This is a genomic window from Variovorax sp. MPBD4-3 (assembly GCF_058809745.1).
The window spans coordinates 47,517-61,877 of record NZ_JBXASW010000016.1 but is presented as its reverse complement, the minus strand read 5'-3'; the positions used below and the strand labels follow the sequence as shown (position 1 = coordinate 61,877).

General features: G+C 70.5%; 13 protein-coding genes. 2 read left to right on the top strand and 11 right to left on the bottom strand.

The annotated features are described in order from the left end of the window. The first annotated feature begins 41 nt into the window (after window positions 1-41). Window positions 42-950 carry a LysR family transcriptional regulator gene (locus AC1RVW_RS12550; protein WP_106935848.1) on the top strand — a complete coding sequence of 303 codons (909 nt, stop codon included), beginning with the start codon at window positions 42-44 and terminating at the stop codon, window positions 948-950. Between the two features lie 30 nt (window positions 951-980). Here AC1RVW_RS12550 and AC1RVW_RS12545 read toward each other — a convergent pair whose 3' ends face one another. From AC1RVW_RS12545 to pgaA, 5 genes are all read right to left on the bottom strand, one after another. Beyond that, window positions 981-1,778 carry an SDR family oxidoreductase gene (locus tag AC1RVW_RS12545; protein ID WP_493200220.1) on the bottom strand — a complete coding sequence of 266 codons (798 nt, stop codon included), beginning with the start codon at window positions 1,776-1,778 and terminating at the stop codon, window positions 981-983. A 128-nt stretch (window positions 1,779-1,906) separates the two neighbouring features. Further along, a complete protein-coding gene (gene pgaD, locus AC1RVW_RS12540) occupies window positions 1,907-2,473 on the bottom strand; it encodes a poly-beta-1,6-N-acetyl-D-glucosamine biosynthesis protein PgaD (protein WP_106935846.1) in 567 nt (188 codons plus the stop codon). Window positions 2,474-2,480: 7 nt separating this feature from the next. Beyond that, window positions 2,481-3,758: a poly-beta-1,6-N-acetyl-D-glucosamine synthase gene (gene pgaC / locus AC1RVW_RS12535; protein WP_081268316.1), complete on the bottom strand. Its 1,278-nt coding sequence runs from the start codon at window positions 3,756-3,758 to the stop codon at window positions 2,481-2,483. After that, window positions 3,755-5,827 carry a poly-beta-1,6-N-acetyl-D-glucosamine N-deacetylase PgaB gene (gene pgaB, locus AC1RVW_RS12530; RefSeq protein WP_493200218.1) on the bottom strand — a complete coding sequence of 691 codons (2,073 nt, stop codon included), beginning with the start codon at window positions 5,825-5,827 and terminating at the stop codon, window positions 3,755-3,757. Before pgaB ends, pgaC begins: the two co-directional genes overlap by 4 nt. Window positions 5,828-5,850: 23 nt before the next feature. Further along, entirely contained in the window at window positions 5,851-8,355 is a 2,505-nt protein-coding gene (pgaA, locus tag AC1RVW_RS12525) for a poly-beta-1,6 N-acetyl-D-glucosamine export porin PgaA (RefSeq protein ID WP_493200216.1), read from the bottom strand. Window positions 8,356-8,744: 389 nt separating this feature from the next. Here pgaA and AC1RVW_RS12520 point away from each other — a divergent pair, with 389 nt between their 5' ends. Then, window positions 8,745-9,575, top strand: a complete 831-nt coding sequence (locus tag AC1RVW_RS12520; RefSeq protein WP_493200214.1) for a creatininase family protein — start codon at window positions 8,745-8,747, stop codon at window positions 9,573-9,575. 9 nt (window positions 9,576-9,584) lie between these two features. Here the strand turns inward: AC1RVW_RS12520 and AC1RVW_RS12515 are convergent, their stop codons facing one another. The 6 genes from AC1RVW_RS12515 to AC1RVW_RS12490 are packed head-to-tail and all read right to left on the bottom strand — an operon-like array spanning window position 9,585 to window position 14,357. Then, a complete protein-coding gene (locus AC1RVW_RS12515; protein ID WP_493200212.1) occupies window positions 9,585-10,556 on the bottom strand; it encodes a threonine dehydratase in 972 nt (323 codons plus the stop codon). A gap of 13 nt (window positions 10,557-10,569) precedes the next feature. Continuing rightward, on the bottom strand, window positions 10,570-11,202 hold the full coding sequence (locus AC1RVW_RS12510; protein ID WP_081268321.1) for a LysE family translocator: 633 nt from the start codon (window positions 11,200-11,202) through the stop codon (window positions 10,570-10,572). Window positions 11,203-11,207: 5 nt separating this feature from the next. Next, window positions 11,208-11,900 carry a VOC family protein gene (locus tag AC1RVW_RS12505; protein ID WP_493200269.1) on the bottom strand — a complete coding sequence of 231 codons (693 nt, stop codon included), beginning with the start codon at window positions 11,898-11,900 and terminating at the stop codon, window positions 11,208-11,210. Between the two features lie 14 nt (window positions 11,901-11,914). After that, window positions 11,915-12,838 (bottom strand): PhzF family phenazine biosynthesis protein, encoded by a 924-nt coding sequence (locus tag AC1RVW_RS12500; RefSeq protein WP_493200210.1) that lies wholly within the window; start codon window positions 12,836-12,838, stop codon window positions 11,915-11,917. A gap of 5 nt (window positions 12,839-12,843) precedes the next feature. Continuing rightward, window positions 12,844-13,485, bottom strand: coding sequence for a glutathione S-transferase (locus tag AC1RVW_RS12495; RefSeq protein ID WP_106935840.1), 642 nt, complete (start codon window positions 13,483-13,485; stop codon window positions 12,844-12,846). 35 nt (window positions 13,486-13,520) lie between these two features. Next, window positions 13,521-14,357 carry a PhzF family phenazine biosynthesis protein gene (locus tag AC1RVW_RS12490; RefSeq protein WP_493200208.1) on the bottom strand — a complete coding sequence of 279 codons (837 nt, stop codon included), beginning with the start codon at window positions 14,355-14,357 and terminating at the stop codon, window positions 13,521-13,523. Window positions 14,358-14,361 lie beyond the last annotated feature (4 nt).

The following is a 14,361-nucleotide window of genomic DNA, read 5'->3' as shown; positions in this document are numbered from 1 at the left end:
GGCCGGTTTGATAAGACGGCCTGGAACAGCAACACTTTCAAATGAAGATTGAAAATATCTCCGACCTGCAGGTGCTGGTGCACACTGCGCGCGGCGGCACGCTCACCGCTGCGGCGCATGCGCTGGGCATCACGCCGGCGGCGGCCAGCGCCACGCTCAAGCGGCTGGAGGCCCAGCTCGGCGCCCGGCTGTTCGAGCGCTCGACCCGCGCGATGCGCCTCACGCCGCAGGGCCAGACGCTGCTCGACTACGCGGTGCGCGCCTTCGAATTGCTGGACGAGGGGGAGTCGCTGGTCACCGCCGACCGCGGCGAGCTGGTCGGCACGCTGCGCGTGGCGTCGCCGTCGGACCTCACGCGCAGCACGCTGCTGCCGTGGTTCGACGAATTCCTTGCCTTGCACCCTGGTGTGCAGCTGTCGCTGTCGGTGGGCGACCGGCCGCTGGACGTGATGCGCGACGAGGTCGACGTGGCGCTGCGCTATGGCGCGCTGGCCGATTCGCGGCTGGTGGCGCGGCCGTTTGCGCTGACCAATCCGGTGTTGACCGCTTCGCCCGGCTATTTGCGCCGCCACGACGCGCCGAAGGTGCCGCAGGACCTGGCGCATCACAACTGCCTGATCTTCAACCGTTCAGGGCGGCGGCATCGGGTCTGGCGGTTTGCGCAGAACGGGCAGTGGACGGAGGTGCGGGTGAATGGGAACCGCAGCGTGGACGATGCTTCGCTGGCGCGGGAGTGGACCGTGGCGGGCTACGGCGTTTCGCTGAAGTCCGCGCTGGATGTGCGGGAGGACATTCGCGAAGGGCGTCTCGTGCGGCTCCTGCCTGATTGGGAGACGGAGCCCTATCCGCTGCATGCGCTGTTGCCGAGCGGGCGGTTCGTGCCGGCCCGGGTTCGGGCGTTCGTCGACTTCCTGGGGTTGAAGTTCGAGGCTTTGCTGGCGGTTGCCTGAGGTTTGCCCGGCGTCCTCGTTCTTGTTTCTTCAGATCATCGGAGTGACTGCGCCGTCCATCGCGACGATCGCGCCGGTCACGTAGCTCGCCTTCGGCGACGCCAGGAACACCACCGTGTTGGCGACTTCTTCCGGTGTCGCGATGCGGCCCAGCGGCAGCCTGGCCTTGGCGCGTTGGAGCGCCTCTTCGGTGTCGATGCCCTGCAGCCTGGCATCGGCTTTCATGCCTTCCTGCAGCCGTTCGGTCAGGGTGAGGCCGGGGTTCACGGCGTTCACGCGCACGCCTTTGCCGGCATAGGCGGCGGCCATGCCCGCGCTCACGAGCATCAGTGCGGCGTTGGCGGCGCCGCCGGCCATGTGCACGGGGCTCGCGACTTTGCCGCCCTGGCCGATGACGTTGACGATGGCGCCGCGGCCGCGCTGGCCCATTCGCCTGACCACGGGGTGGATCATGTGGACGTAGGTGAAGTACTTGGCGTCCATCGCGTCGTGCCATGAGGCGGCGGTCAGCTCGTCGGGCGGGGTGCGGCGGGCGGCGCCTGCCGAGTTGACGAGCACGTCGACGGGGCCGAACACTTGCTCGGCCGCGTCGAGCGCGGCCTCGGCGCTGGCCGGGTCCTTCAGGTCGGCGGCATGCACCGACACGCGGCCGTCGGCCTGGGCGAACGAGTCGATCAGTGTCTTCTTGCCCCGCTCCAGGTTGCCGAGTTCGCGCGAGACGAGGCTCACGCGGGCGCCTTCGCGCAGGAAGCCCAGCGCGCAAGCCAGGCCGATGCCCTTGCTGCCGCCGGTGATGAGTACGTGCTGGTCCTGGAGCTGGAGATCCATGAAGAGGTCCTTGGTGGAGGGGGGTGGCGCGATTGAAGCACCGCCACTAAATCCCTGCACGCGCGCGGCCCTATGCCGCGCCTTGCGGACCTCCGGCCGCCTTGCTCAGCGGCGAGCCGCCGCTTCGGTCAGCGGCGTGCCGCCGCGTGGCGCAGCGGCTCGGGCTCCAGCGCGCCGGGCGCGGTGTCGGTGGCGTCGCGCAGCTGGCCGTCGCGGTCGTGGTGCACCAGCAGTTGGCGCGTGCGCTGCCAGGTCGACAGGCGCGCGGGCGGCACTTCGATGTAAGAGGCCAGCGCGAACAGCGACGACTGCTCCTGGTCGGGCGGCGACTCGCGCTTCTGCTGGCGGCGGCGCCACGGCGCCATCGCCAGCATCGACACCAGGATCGCGCCGATCACCAATGCATACAGCCCCAGCAGGTGCAGCACCTCCGGCTGCGAGCGCGCGCCCAGCACATAGGGCCATGCGTACCAGATGGCGCAGAACCAGATGGCGATGGTCACGGCCGGGCGCAGCACGCGCAGCCACAGGTACATGGCCATCGTGCGCTGCCGCGAGCGGCCGTTGCCGAAGGCGCTCAGCGAGATGCGCGCGGCATCGATGATGGGCTCCTCCACCGCAGGCTGGCCCCAGGAGGGGCGGCGGCTCGGCGGCGGCGTGTCGTGGTCGGTATCGGGAAAGCGGCTGTGGGTCATTGTGTCTTCATGGGGCATCGGAAACTCCTCGGTCAGGGCTCGTCCACACCGCGCGCTTGCCGCGGCGGCGTATCAGGGCTTTGGGCAGGGCGATGACGGTGGTCGCCATCGTGATAGTCCAGAAAGCGATCGGGTACCAGATCGTTCCTGCGAAATAGCGCATCAGGTCGCGGTCGTAGCGGCGGTCGATCCACAGGCTCAGCAGCATCTGCAGGATGCAGGTCATGGCCAGCAGCGTGCCCTGCCAGTGCGGCAGCAGCGCGGAGTGCCAGGCCGACTCGATCGGCAGGAAAGGCCGAGCCAGGCTGACCACGAGCACCGCCGCCATCGCATAGGCCCAGACGACGCTGGTCATGTACTCGGCATACACCAGCCACATGCGCCAGTTGCGCGGCTTCAGGATGCTCGTGGTGTTGCGCAGCATGGTCTGGATGCCGCCGATGGCCCAGCGCTGGCGCTGCTTCCAGAGACCGCGCAAGGTCTCGGGCATCAGGATCCAGCACAGCGCGCGCGGCTCGAAGCGCAGCTTCCAGCCGCCGAGCTGCAGCTTCCAGCTCATGTCGATGTCCTCGGTGAGCACGTCGGGGCTCCAGAAGCCCACGTCGATCACCGCGCGGCGGCGGAACATCGCGATCACGCCCGACACGGTGAACAGCGTGCCCACCAGTTGCTGCGAGCGCTTGATGAGGCCGATGATCGAAGAGAACTCGCCCACCTGCATGCGCCCGAGCAGCGTGGTGCGGGTGCGGATGCGCGGGTTGCCCGTCACGGCGCCGATGCGCTCCGACGCCAGCATGGGCCGCAGCATCCAGGCGATGGCGTCCTCGTCGACCAGCGCGTCGCCGTCGATGCCCAGGATGTATTCGCCGCGCGCGAGCTGGCAGGCGGTGTTGAGCCCGACGGCCTTGCCCTGGTTGCTGGCGTTGTGGATCACGCGAAGCCGGCTGTACTCCTTGGTCATCTCGTCGAGCAGCTCGCCGGTGCCGTCGGTGCTGCCGTCGTTCACGGCAATCACCTCGTAGTTCGGGTAGCGGGTGCGCATGAGCTGCTCGATCACTTCGCGCAGGTGCGGCGCCTCGTTGAAGCAGGGCACCACCACCGTCACCAGCGGGCGCGAGGGCAGCAGGTCGAGCGGATTGACATCGACGTCGCGCTTGCGCTCGAACACCCAGGCATGCGAGAGGCCGCCCGCCATCCACACGTAGGCCATGAAGAAGGGGTAATAGAAGACGAAGCCGAACAGCAGCGACGGCAGCGTCTGCGCAAGGAAGTGGCTGGTGGTCATGGGGTCCGCTCTCCGTGCGCCGGTGGTGATGCTTGTGGTGCCTGGGGTGGCGTGGTCTCGGCGGCCGACGCGCGCAGGGCCCGCGGCAGCAGCGTGCGGACCGAGATGGCGCGGCGCACCACGTCGAGCGAGGGCTGGTTGTTGAGGAAGTCGTCGGGGTAGTAGCCCAGGTGGCGCACGCCGGCGCGCTGCAGCAGCGTCCATTGCCGGGCCAGTTCGGCATCGGCCACGGGCTTGCCGGTGCGCCAGTCGCGCGCCTGCAGTTCGAACACGGTGCCGTCCAGGCCTCTTGGCGTGTCGGCCGCGCGGCGCGCCAGGCGGGCGAGCCAGGCGTTGGCGTCGGCTTCCTGTTCCATGCGCGGCATGGCCATCAGCGCGACGTAGTCGTAGGCCGCGAGCGAGGCTTCGTAGTTCTGCGCGAACCACTGCTCGGCCTGGGGCTCGAGCACCGGGCGCGCGTAGAGGTTGCGCGCCGTTTCCAGCGCGGGCCGCCAGGCGCCCAGTCGCGCGGCCAGCTCGTGCGTGAAGTCGATCAGGTAGCGCGTCTTGGCGGCGCTCCAGCGCGCCGCCAGCGCCGGGTCGGCGCGGATCGCGGCCACGTCGGGCGGCAGGCCCCACTTCGCATAGGCGGCGAGCGCGGCGGGGCTTGCGTCCTCGTCGTCGGAGAGCGTCGCGTCGTCGTGGAACAGCACGCCCTCGAAGAATGCGTGGCGGCCCAGGTCTTCGTAGATGTCGCCCACCAGCGTACGCACCGCGGGGTCGAAGGGCGTGAGGCGGTGGTAGCGCCCGGGCGGCATCGTGCCGCCCTGCGCCATCACCGTGTGCGTGGCCAGCGGGTTCGACGCCGGCAACCGGAAGGCCGTGACCGGCATCCATGCGTACACCTTCACGCCGGTGCGGGTGCGCAGCTGCCAGGCGGCGCGGCTGAAGAGGTCGGCGCGCATCGGCAGGTGGCGGTTCGGGAAATACAGCGCGTCGGCCACGCCGTCGCCGTCGGGGTCGGCGTAGGCCTGCAGGAACACCGAGCGCGGACGCACGGCGGCCACGCGGTCGATCAGCGCCGACAGGTTGCGCTCCTGCTGGGCGGGGTCGGGGTCGTACACATAGTCGAGGTCGACATGCATCACGCGATTCACCGGCCGCACCTCGCCGCCCACCGGGCTGCGCAGCAGCTGCGCGTAGTCGGGCGCCTTGTTGTCGTACGCGGCCAGCGCGCGGCGGATGCGCGTGAGCGGCACGGCCTGCGTGTTGGCGCCGTCGTCGAGCGTGAAGGTGATGGGCATGCCGGCGCGCTTCGAGGCTTCCAGCGCGGCCGTGTTGTAGGCGCCGTAGGGCCACACGGTGGCGCGCACCCTGGCGCCGGTGCGCGCCTCGATGATCTCGCGGCTGCGGCGCAGGTCGGCCTCGATGCGGCGCACGTAGGTCTCGTCGTCCTCGTAGCGGCCGGTCTTCGGGTCGTAGCGGTGCGTGGCCGCGGACGGCAGCATGTTGCCCTGCGGATTCGCGAGAACGCCGGTGTGCATCGCGTCGGTGTGGCTCGCGAACTCGACCAGGCCGGAGCGCGCCATCTCGGCCGCCTCGGGCCACAGCAGGAAGTTCTCGCGCGGCGCGGGCTTGTCGCCCCAGTGCACCAGCTGGCCTTCGGGCACGTCGAGCCAGCTCGTGACCAGCGCGAACAGCGCGGGGTAGTTGAAGCGCTTGAGCAGCGGAAACACCTTGGTGTAGGCGCTGCGGTAGCCATCGTCGAAGGTCAGCAGCACGGGCTGCGAAGGCAGCGGCTTGCCGCCGGCGCGCGCGTCGACGATCTGCTGCAGGCTCACCGGGTGGTAGCCGCTGTACTGCAGCCATGCGAACACCTCGGCCAGGGTGCTGTCGTCCACGGCGGTCTCGTCGGGCGACTGCTCGAAGCTGGCGCGCACGCCGGTGCGCACGTCGTGGAAGGACAGCACGCGAAAGCTCAGGCCGTCGTCGGGGTCGGCGGGCGGCAATGGCTGCGGGAAGGCGGGGAGCGCCAGCGCGGATGCCGCCGCGATCACCAGCCACAGCATGGCCGCGCGCAGGAAGGTCATGGGGTTGTTGTCTGTCGTTCGCATCACTGCAGGGGCATCGAGAGGTTCAGGAAGACGCCGCGCTGTCGCTCGCGCACGCCGTCGTAGGGATGGCTGGAAATGCTCAGGCCGTAGCGCAGCGTGAACTTGGGGCCGAGGTCCCAGCGGTGCTCGTAGCGCAGGCTCCACAGCGGCCCGCTGCCGAAGCCGGCCTGGCGGTAGTTGCCGCCCGTGAGCTCCACGGCCTGGAAGAACTGGCGGTCGTCGCGCTTCCAGTTGAGCCACTGCGCGCGCACCGCCAGTTGCACCGTGCTGTCGCTCGACGGGTTGAAGTAGGGCGTGTCGATGTCGCGGCCGCGGCTGGTGCCGGCGCCCAGGCGGGTCTCGAGCTGGAAGCGCGGCGTGCTCACCCAGCGTTCGCGCCAGCCCAGTTCCAGGCCGTTGCGCAGGTTGCCGTCGCTGAAGTCCAGCCGCTGCCATTGCAGGTCGAAGCGGCGCGATTCGTTCACCACGTAGCCCACGCTCGCGCCGGTCTCGTGCGCGCCGATGCCGGCGACGCGGGCCTTCCACGGCAGCTCCTTGCTGTCGCCGTCGTAGGTGGCCGAGAGGCGCCATGCGTCGCCCGCGCGGTAGTCGACGCGGCCCGCCACGCTGTTGCGGTAGGGGCCGCTGTTCGCATGCTGCAGCACGCCCTCGGCCAGCCAGCGGCCTTGCTGCCAGGCCAGGCCCAGGCCGCCGCGCGCCCAGTTGGCGTTGCCGATGTCGGTGGTGCCGCGGCCCAGCGTCTGGTCGTAGAACACGCGCCACTGGTCGTCGATGAGGCCGGAGCTGAGGCGGCTGTCGATGCGCCACTCGCGGTTGGCGATGGCCGCGCCGCCCGACGAGGCCTCGGCGTCGACTTCGAGACGCGGACCGGTCGCGGCGCGGCGCTTGCGCTCCACGTCGCGCACCTCGGCGGCCTCGGGCACGTCGGCCGCGAGCGATTCGGCGCGCTCGCGGGCCTGGCGGAATTCACCGGCGTCGAGCAGTGCCTCGACATGGCCGGCGCGCGCGCTGATGTCGTAGGGCTGGTCGGCGGCCTGTGCCTCGAAGCGCGCGACGGCGGCCTCGGGGTGCTCGCGCAGCCGCTCGGTCTGGCCCGCGCCGTAGGCGTAGCCGGCGTTCAGCGGCGCTTCGCCGGTCAGCGTCGAGAAGCTCTGCTGCGCGAGTGCCGCGCGGTCGGTGTAGAGCTGCAGCAGGCCGCGCATGCCGCTCACGTCGGTGTACTGGCCGTTGGGCCGGCCGGCTTCGGGCGAGAGGCGCATCAGCGCCGGCGTGGCTTCTTCGAGCCGCTTGAGGAGCGCCTCGGCGTCCTCGAAGCGGCCGGTGTCCTGGTAGGCGTAGATCAGGCCGAAATACAGGTCGTCGGGCATCGGCAGGTCGGCGCCGCCCTTGGCCACGGCAGCTTCGTAGAGCGGCACGGCGTCGATCGAGCGGCGCTCCTGCGCGAAGGCGCGGGCCGCGGCACCGAGGCCCCAGAAGGGCAGGTCGGTACCGGCTGCGCGCAGCGATTCGTAGAGCGCGATGGCATCCGCGGGGCGGCCACGCTCCACCAGCGCCAGCAGCCGGTCGGCCAGCAGCCGCACGCGCAACTGGCGCCATGCGTCGGCATCTTCCGGCGCGGCCTGGGCGGCCGATGCGTCGAGCCGGGCCAGCGCGGTTTCCTCGTCGGCCAGCACGCGGTCGAGTGCCGTCAGGCGCGCCGCGCCCAGGCGCTGGTCGCGTTCCTCGATGGCCCAGCGCAGCCGCTGTGCCAGCGCCTGCTGCTGCAGCGTCGACAACGCCAGCGGCGAGAAGCTGCCGGGATGCGCGCGCTCGGCGGCATCGGCGTCGTCGAACGCGGTCGATGCGGCGCCGCTGTCCGCGAGCAGGAAGTCGGTTTCGCGGCGCAGGTCGCGGCGCTCGGGCCGCAGCGCGCCGGCCTCGGTGTAGGCGGCGAGCGCCTGCAGCGGTTGCTTTTCGGCGCGCGCCATGGCACCGCGCAGTTCGAGCAAGGCGACGCGGTCTTCGACCTGCGGGACCGGTTGCCGCGCGAGGGCGTCGTAGATCGCCTTGGCGCCGGCGACGTCGCCGCTGTCGAGCTTCCAGAAGGCTTCGTGGATGCGCGGCTCGCGCGCTTGCGGCTGCCGTGCGCGCCACCGGGCAATGACTTCGCCCTGCAGCGACAGGTCATGCGTGCGGCGCGCGGCCAGCGCGAGCGGGCCCAATGCATAGTCGTTCAGCGAGGCGAGCGGAACCTGGCGGGCGAACGCGATGGCTTCGGCGAACTGGCTGTCGGCCGCCGCGATGGCCACCGCGTCGGACACCACGCGCCGGCGTTCGGCGTCAGTGAGCGGCGCGGCGAGCCAGTCCTTCAACTGCTGCAAAGCCTGCGCGGCGCCGATGCGGTCGGCGCGGCGCGCTGCGATCAAGGCGTCGTGCTGCTGCGCGCCATAGGCCGCCGATGGGTTGGCCGCGGGTGCGGTGGCTGCGATGGGCGGATTCGCGAAGGCCGCGGGTGAAGCACCCATGGCCAGCGCGCAAACGATCGGGGGAAATCCTCGTGCTGCTTGTTCGAGGTGACGAGACAAGGCGCAGGCAAGCGCCGACGGACGCCCACCCAAGACCGTGCCTCCAGCTTTTTTCTGGATGAACACTCTGCTCCCTTAAATTGCGCCTTTTGCGCGGCCTGGGGCCGCCGCAAAAGCCGAACTCCCGGCCCCGAATGCGTCGGGACCGAAAGCTCCATGAAAAATTGAATCTGCAATCGACTCTAGATAGAACTGTTAACAAAAGCAAACTTAAGTGCCAAGAAACGGTTCTAAATGTGAATAGATTGGCGTTTTTGGGGTCAGCGTTGACAGGTTCTGTCAGACAAGCGCGCTCGGAAACGGCGGCACGCACGGCCTAAGATCGCGTGATGAACGCATCCACGGCCTCCTCGTTGCCCCGTTACTGGTCCCAGCTCACGACGCGCGATTTCGCGGGGCTCGACGCGGCTTCCACCGTCGCGGTGCTGCCGCTGGGCGCGACCGAGCAACACGGGCCGCACCTGCCGCTGGGCGTGGACACGGTGCTGGCCGACGGCATCGTCGCCGCATCCTTGCCGCTGCTGCCGGCGGGGCTGCCGGTGCTGTTCCTGCCCACGCAGCAGATCGGCCTGAGCCCGGAGCACGCGCGTTTCGCGGGCACGCTCACGCTGTCGGCGCAGACGCTCATCCGTGTGTGGAACGAGATCGGCGCCGGCGTGGCGCGCGCGGGCGTGAAGAAGCTGGTGCTGTTCAATGCGCACGGCGGCCACGTGGGCGCGATGGACATCGTGGCGCGCGAGCTGCGCGCGGCGCACGGGCTCATCGTCTACAGCGTGAGCTGGTTCAACCTGCCGCTGGGCGAGGCCGGCGAGCGCTTCAGCGCGCACGAGCATCGATTCGGCGTGCATGCGGGCGAAATCGAGACTTCGATGATGCTGGCGCTGACGCCCCAGCTGGTGCGCATGGGCGAGGCGCGCGACTTCAGCTCGACGTCGCAGCAGCGCTCAGCCGACTACGCGCTGCTGGGCAACGGCAAGAGCGCCAAGCTGGGCTGGGCGATGGAGGACTACAACGCGCACGGCGCCGCCGGCAACGCGGCCGCGGCCACGCCCGAGAGCGGCCAGGCCGTGATCGATGCGGCCGCGCGGCAACTGGCGCTGCTGCTGGCCGAGGTGTCGCGGCTGCCGCTGAGCACCGCCAACACGGGGCCGCTGCCGTAGCCCCGCGGCTCAGGAAGCGGTGCGCGCCAGCACCCCGGCGAACATGTCCGTATCGACATTGCCGCCGCTCACGCTGATACCCACCGTCCTGCCGCGCCAGCGCTCCTGCTGCTGCAGCGCACCCGCCAGCGCCGCCGCGCCCGCGCCTTCGGCCACGTTGTGCGTGTCGCTGAAGAGGATGCGCATGGCCTCGGCCACTTCGTCGTCGGTGACGGCGATCACGTCGTCGGCTTCGCGCAAGATCACTTCCACCGACTCGGGCACCGGCGTGCGGCAGGCCATGCCGTCGGCCAGCCGCGTGGTCACAGGCGACTCGACCGGCTTGCCGGCGCGGAAGGAATCGCGGTAGGCCGTGGCGTGCGCGGACACCACGCCGATGAGCTTGGTCTTCGCCCCGCAATGCGCGCGCGCCGCAGCCGCGGCGGCAAAGCCGGAACCCAGGCCGATGGGCACGAACATCACGTCCGGTGGCGTGTGCGCCAGTGCGTCGAAGAACTCCACATAGGCCGTGGACACGCCGCGCACCAGTTCGCGGTGGAACGAAGGCACGCGGTGCAGTGCGTCGCGTTCGGCCAGCAGCGCCGCGTGTTCGGCGGCGGCCTGGAAGTCGTCGCCGTGCTCCACCAGCGTGACGCCGAGTGCGCGCATGGCCGCGTTCTTCTCGAGCGAGTTGCCATGCGGCACCACGATGGTCGCGGCCAGCCCATGGCGCCGCGCGGCGAAGCCGACCGACTGGCCGTGGTTGCCGCGCGTGGCGCTGATGGCGTGGCGCACGCCGGGCTGCTCGCGCGCCAGCGTCTCGAAGTAGGTCAGCCCGCCGCGGATCTTGAATGCCCCGGCCGGCGTGTGGTTCTCATGCTTGGCCCACACGGTGGCACCCAGGCGCCGGGCGAGCAGCGGCCATGCGTACTGCGGCGTGGGCGGCATGGCCGAGCGCACGGTGCGCTGCGCGGCCTCGATCTCTTCTCGGGTGAATCTCATCGGAGGTCCTTGCTCACTTGCGTTCGGTCAGCGCCACGCGCACCGCCAGCGCGGCCAGCACGCTGCCCATCACATAGCGCTGCGCGCGCAGCCAGCCCGCGCTTTGCGACAGCACCGCGGTGATGCTGGCGGCGCCGACGATCATCACGGTGTTGACCGCCGCGCTGGTCGCGATCTGGGCGGCGCCCAGCTGCATGCTCTGCAGCAGCACCGAGCCGCGCTCGGGATGGATGAACTGCGGAAAGAAAGATAGATAGAACATCGCCACCTTCGGGTTCAGCAGGTTCGTGAGAAACCCCATGCGGAACAGCCTGGCCGGCGGATCGGCCGGCAGCGCGCGGGCCTCGAAGGGCGCGTTGCCGCCGGGCTTGACGGCCTGCCATGCGAGCCACATCAGGTAGGCCGCGCCGGCGATGCGGATCGCGTCGAATGCGAGCGGCACGGCCAGCAGCAACGCGGTGAGGCCCAGCGCCGCCGCGAACAGGTGCACCAGAAAAGCCGCCAGCACGCCGCCCAGCGAGATGAGTCCGGCGCGGCGCCCCTGGATCAGCGTGCGCGATACGCAATAGATCATGTTCGGCCCCGGCGTGAGCGCCAGCAGCAGGGAGGCGAGGGCGAACCACGCGATTTCCGTGAGTGTCAGCATGATCGTCAGAGTCCTTTGGATTCGAGCGTGACGGGGCCGCGCGGCGTGTCGAGCAGCGCGACGAGATTGGGCGGGCCGGCATCGACGCGCATGTCCTGCATGCCGATGGCCGACAGGGCCGCCGCGAGGGCGGGTGCGCGCGGGTGCGTGGCCCGCAATGCGCGCATCGCAAGGCCGGACGCCGGCATCGCGTCGGTGGGGTGCACCGGTCCCCACTGGATCAGCGTGGGCAACGCGCCGTAGAACAGCCGCTGGCCGTCGTCGCGCACGGTGATCTGCCATTCGAGCCGGCCGGCCGGCGTGTCGCGCGAGGCTTCGAGCAACTGGCCGCGGTCGATGTGCGCATGCTCTTCGTGCGCCAGGGCGCGCATGGCCGCATGCGCGTCGGGCACGCGCGCGACGAAATGGATCAGCCGCGGCCCCTGCCGGGCCAGGCCGGCCCGCAGTTCGTGGTCGTCCAGGTCGAACCAGCGGCGCGTGCCCGGCCGCGAGGGCTGCCGCCCGGGCTCGATCGCGATGATTTCCAGGTAGGCCGCCGGGAATGCATCGCTCGCGATATTCAGCAGCCGGTTGTGCGTGCCCATCAGCGGATGGGTGCCACCCGGCCCCGGCATGACGCCGAGCGTGGCTTCGCACCACGCCACGCCCTCGTCGAGCGAGGCCGCGGCGATCACGAGGTGGTCGAGTCGCGCACGCATGGCGGTCGTCATGCCTACAGCGTGACCTGGCCGTCGATGCAGGTCACGGCGTCGCCGCCGACCCAGATCCGGCCTTCGGCGTCGCGCTCGATGTACACGCGCCCGGCGCGGCCGAGGCACTGGCCTTGCGCCGCGAGATAGCGCTCGGGCATGTGGCCGTCGGCGATCAGCCACTCGGCCAGGCTCGCGTTCAGGCTGCCGGTGACCGGGTCTTCCTGCACGCCGACGGGCTCGGCGAAGGCGCGCACCTCGAGGTCGATCTTCGCGCCGTCGTCGTACTCGGCGGCCGGGCGGTTGCCGAAGGCGCGGGCCTCGCGGTTGGAGCGGCCGATCAGCGGCGAGGTGTCGATGGCCGCGGGAACGCCCGCCACGCCGGCCTTCACGCCGAGCTCCTTGAGCGTGCGGTGGTCGGGCGTGAGCGCCAGCACGGCGTCGGCGTCATTGACCAGCAGGCCGAACCAGACCGGGCCGTTGTCGAGCACCTGCGCCGCAATGATCTGCTGCGCCTTCAGGCCCAGCGCGCCAGCCACCTTGGCCAGCAGCGCGGGGCTGGGCGCGCTGCGCTTGAGCGGCGGCGCGGCAAAGGCCAGGCGTTCGCCCTCGCGGCGCAGCGGCACCAGGCCCGCGCCGCATTGCTGCACCACCATGCCGGGCGCCTTGGGCTTGCCGCCGGCCTGCAGCCATGCATGGCAGCTGCCGATGGTCGGGTGGCCGGCAAAGGGCAGCTCGCCACCGGGCGTGAAGATGCGCACGCGGTAGTCGGCCGTCGGTTCGGTGGGCGGCAGCAGGAAGGTGGTCTCGGACAGGTTGGTCCACTGCGCGAAGCGCTGCATCGCGGCGTCGTCGAGGCCGTCGCCGTCGATCACCACGGCCAGCGGATTGCCGCGGTAGGCCGTGGCCGTGAAGACGTCGACTTGCTTGAAGGGGCGGGATTTCATCAGTTTCATTCGAGGCTTAGATCGAGCACGCCGCGCGTGCCGGGGCGGGAAAGGAGATCGGCGTACCAGCGCTCCACGTTCGGCCAGCTCGGCCGGCGGTATTCGGCCGCGGGCAGGCCGAACCAGCGGTGCGCCTCGCAGCCGACGGGGATGTCGGCCATGGTGAAGCTGTCGCCGCCGAGATAGGCGCGCCTGGCCAGGTGCGCGTCGAGAATCGCGAACAGCGCCTCGCTCTCGCGCACCGAGGCGTCGATGAGCGCGCTCTGGCGTTCCGACGGCGGCGTGCGCACCCACTGGATGAAGGCGTCGCGGCTCGCGCGGTTGAGCGTGGTCTGCTGCCAGTCCATCCAGCGTTCGGCGTCGAAGCGCGCGGGCAGTTCGCTCGGGTAGAAATTGCCGTGCGAATGCCTGGCGCAGAGGTAGCGCACGATCACGTTCGACTCCCACAGCGTCACGCGCTCGGCGCCTTCGCCGTCGTCGATGGCGGGCACCATGGCATTCGGGTTGAGCGCCAGGTATTCGGGCGTCTGCACGATGCCGAACTTGCCGCCGGCCTCGGTGCGCTGGAAGTCGAGCCCGAGTTCCTGCGCGCACCACACCACCTTGCGGACGTTGATCGAGCTGATGCGGCCCCAGATATTGAGCATGGTCGGGTTCTTTCTTTTGCAGGTTCTTCGGCGGCTCAGGGCCGCATGATGCGCGCGGTGCCCGACACGCGGATGGAGCTGCCCGGCACGGGCGAGATGTCGGCGTGCAGGCGCGACAGCATGCCCATGTCTTCGCCCTGCACCACGTCGATGGCGCCGCCGTGCGGCCAGCCGATGTCGCGCAGGTAGCCGGCCAGCGCGGCCGTGGCGGCGCCGGTGGCGGGGTCTTCGTACACGCCGCCGGACGCGAAAGGGTTGCGCGTGTGCAGCCGCTGCGCGGTCTCGGCAAAGACCAGCACGATGGTCGTGAGCCCGGCGCGGGCCATCAGCGCGCGGCCGGCTTCCAGCTCGTAGTGCATCGCCGAAAGCGCCGCGCGGCTATTCAGGGCCAGCACCAGATGGTCGGCACCCGCGTGGGCGATGGCCGGCGGGATGCGCGGATCCAGGTCTTGCCGGGCATGGCCGAAAAGGGCCAGGGCCTCGGCCACAAGCTCGGGCGACGCCGCGGCGCTGCGCGTGGGCGGCGACTGCAGCGCGGCCTCGACCAGGCTGCCGCTGCGCCGGCCTTCCACCGTGATCCGCGCATTGTTGAGCGCGAGCGGAAACACGCCGTCGCCTTGCTGCATTGCCAGCGCGGCACCCAGCGCGATCGTCGCGTGGCCGCAGAAGGGCACTTCGGACTGCGGCGCGAAGTAGCGCACGCGCCAGCCGCCGTCATCGGCGCGGGCGGCGAACGCGGTTTCCGAAAAGCCGACTTCCGCGGCAATGCGCTGCATCTGCGCCGCGGGCGGCAGCGCATCGGCGATGACGACGCCGGCGGGGTTGCCGCCCGTCTCGCCATCGGAGAAGGCCGCGATCTTCAGAACGTTCATGGCA

Excerpts from the sequence above, each read along its gene's own strand:
- AC1RVW_RS12510 (WP_081268321.1), bottom strand. The coding sequence starts at position 11,202 with ATGCTGACACTCACGGAAATCGCGTGGTTCGCCCTCGCCTCCCTGCTG.
- pgaB (WP_493200218.1), bottom strand. The coding sequence starts at position 5,827 with ATGACCTTCCTGCGCGCGGCCATGCTGTGGCTGGTGATCGCGGCGGCA.
- AC1RVW_RS12545 (WP_493200220.1), bottom strand. The coding sequence starts at position 1,778 with ATGGATCTCCAGCTCCAGGACCAGCACGTACTCATCACCGGCGGCAGC.
- AC1RVW_RS12520 (WP_493200214.1), top strand. The coding sequence starts at position 8,745 with ATGAACGCATCCACGGCCTCCTCGTTGCCCCGTTACTGGTCCCAGCTC.
- AC1RVW_RS12500 (WP_493200210.1), bottom strand. The coding sequence starts at position 12,838 with ATGAAATCCCGCCCCTTCAAGCAAGTCGACGTCTTCACGGCCACGGCC.
- AC1RVW_RS12505 (WP_493200269.1), bottom strand. The coding sequence starts at position 11,900 with ATGCGTGCGCGACTCGACCACCTCGTGATCGCCGCGGCCTCGCTCGAC.
- pgaA (WP_493200216.1), bottom strand. The coding sequence starts at position 8,355 with ATGGGTGCTTCACCCGCGGCCTTCGCGAATCCGCCCATCGCAGCCACC.
- AC1RVW_RS12495 (WP_106935840.1), bottom strand. The coding sequence starts at position 13,485 with ATGCTCAATATCTGGGGCCGCATCAGCTCGATCAACGTCCGCAAGGTG.
- pgaD (WP_106935846.1), bottom strand. The coding sequence starts at position 2,473 with ATGACCCACAGCCGCTTTCCCGATACCGACCACGACACGCCGCCGCCG.
- pgaC (WP_081268316.1), bottom strand. The coding sequence starts at position 3,758 with ATGACCACCAGCCACTTCCTTGCGCAGACGCTGCCGTCGCTGCTGTTC.
- AC1RVW_RS12515 (WP_493200212.1), bottom strand. The coding sequence starts at position 10,556 with ATGAGATTCACCCGAGAAGAGATCGAGGCCGCGCAGCGCACCGTGCGC.
- AC1RVW_RS12550 (WP_106935848.1), top strand. The coding sequence starts at position 42 with ATGAAGATTGAAAATATCTCCGACCTGCAGGTGCTGGTGCACACTGCG.
- AC1RVW_RS12490 (WP_493200208.1), bottom strand. The coding sequence starts at position 14,357 with ATGAACGTTCTGAAGATCGCGGCCTTCTCCGATGGCGAGACGGGCGGC.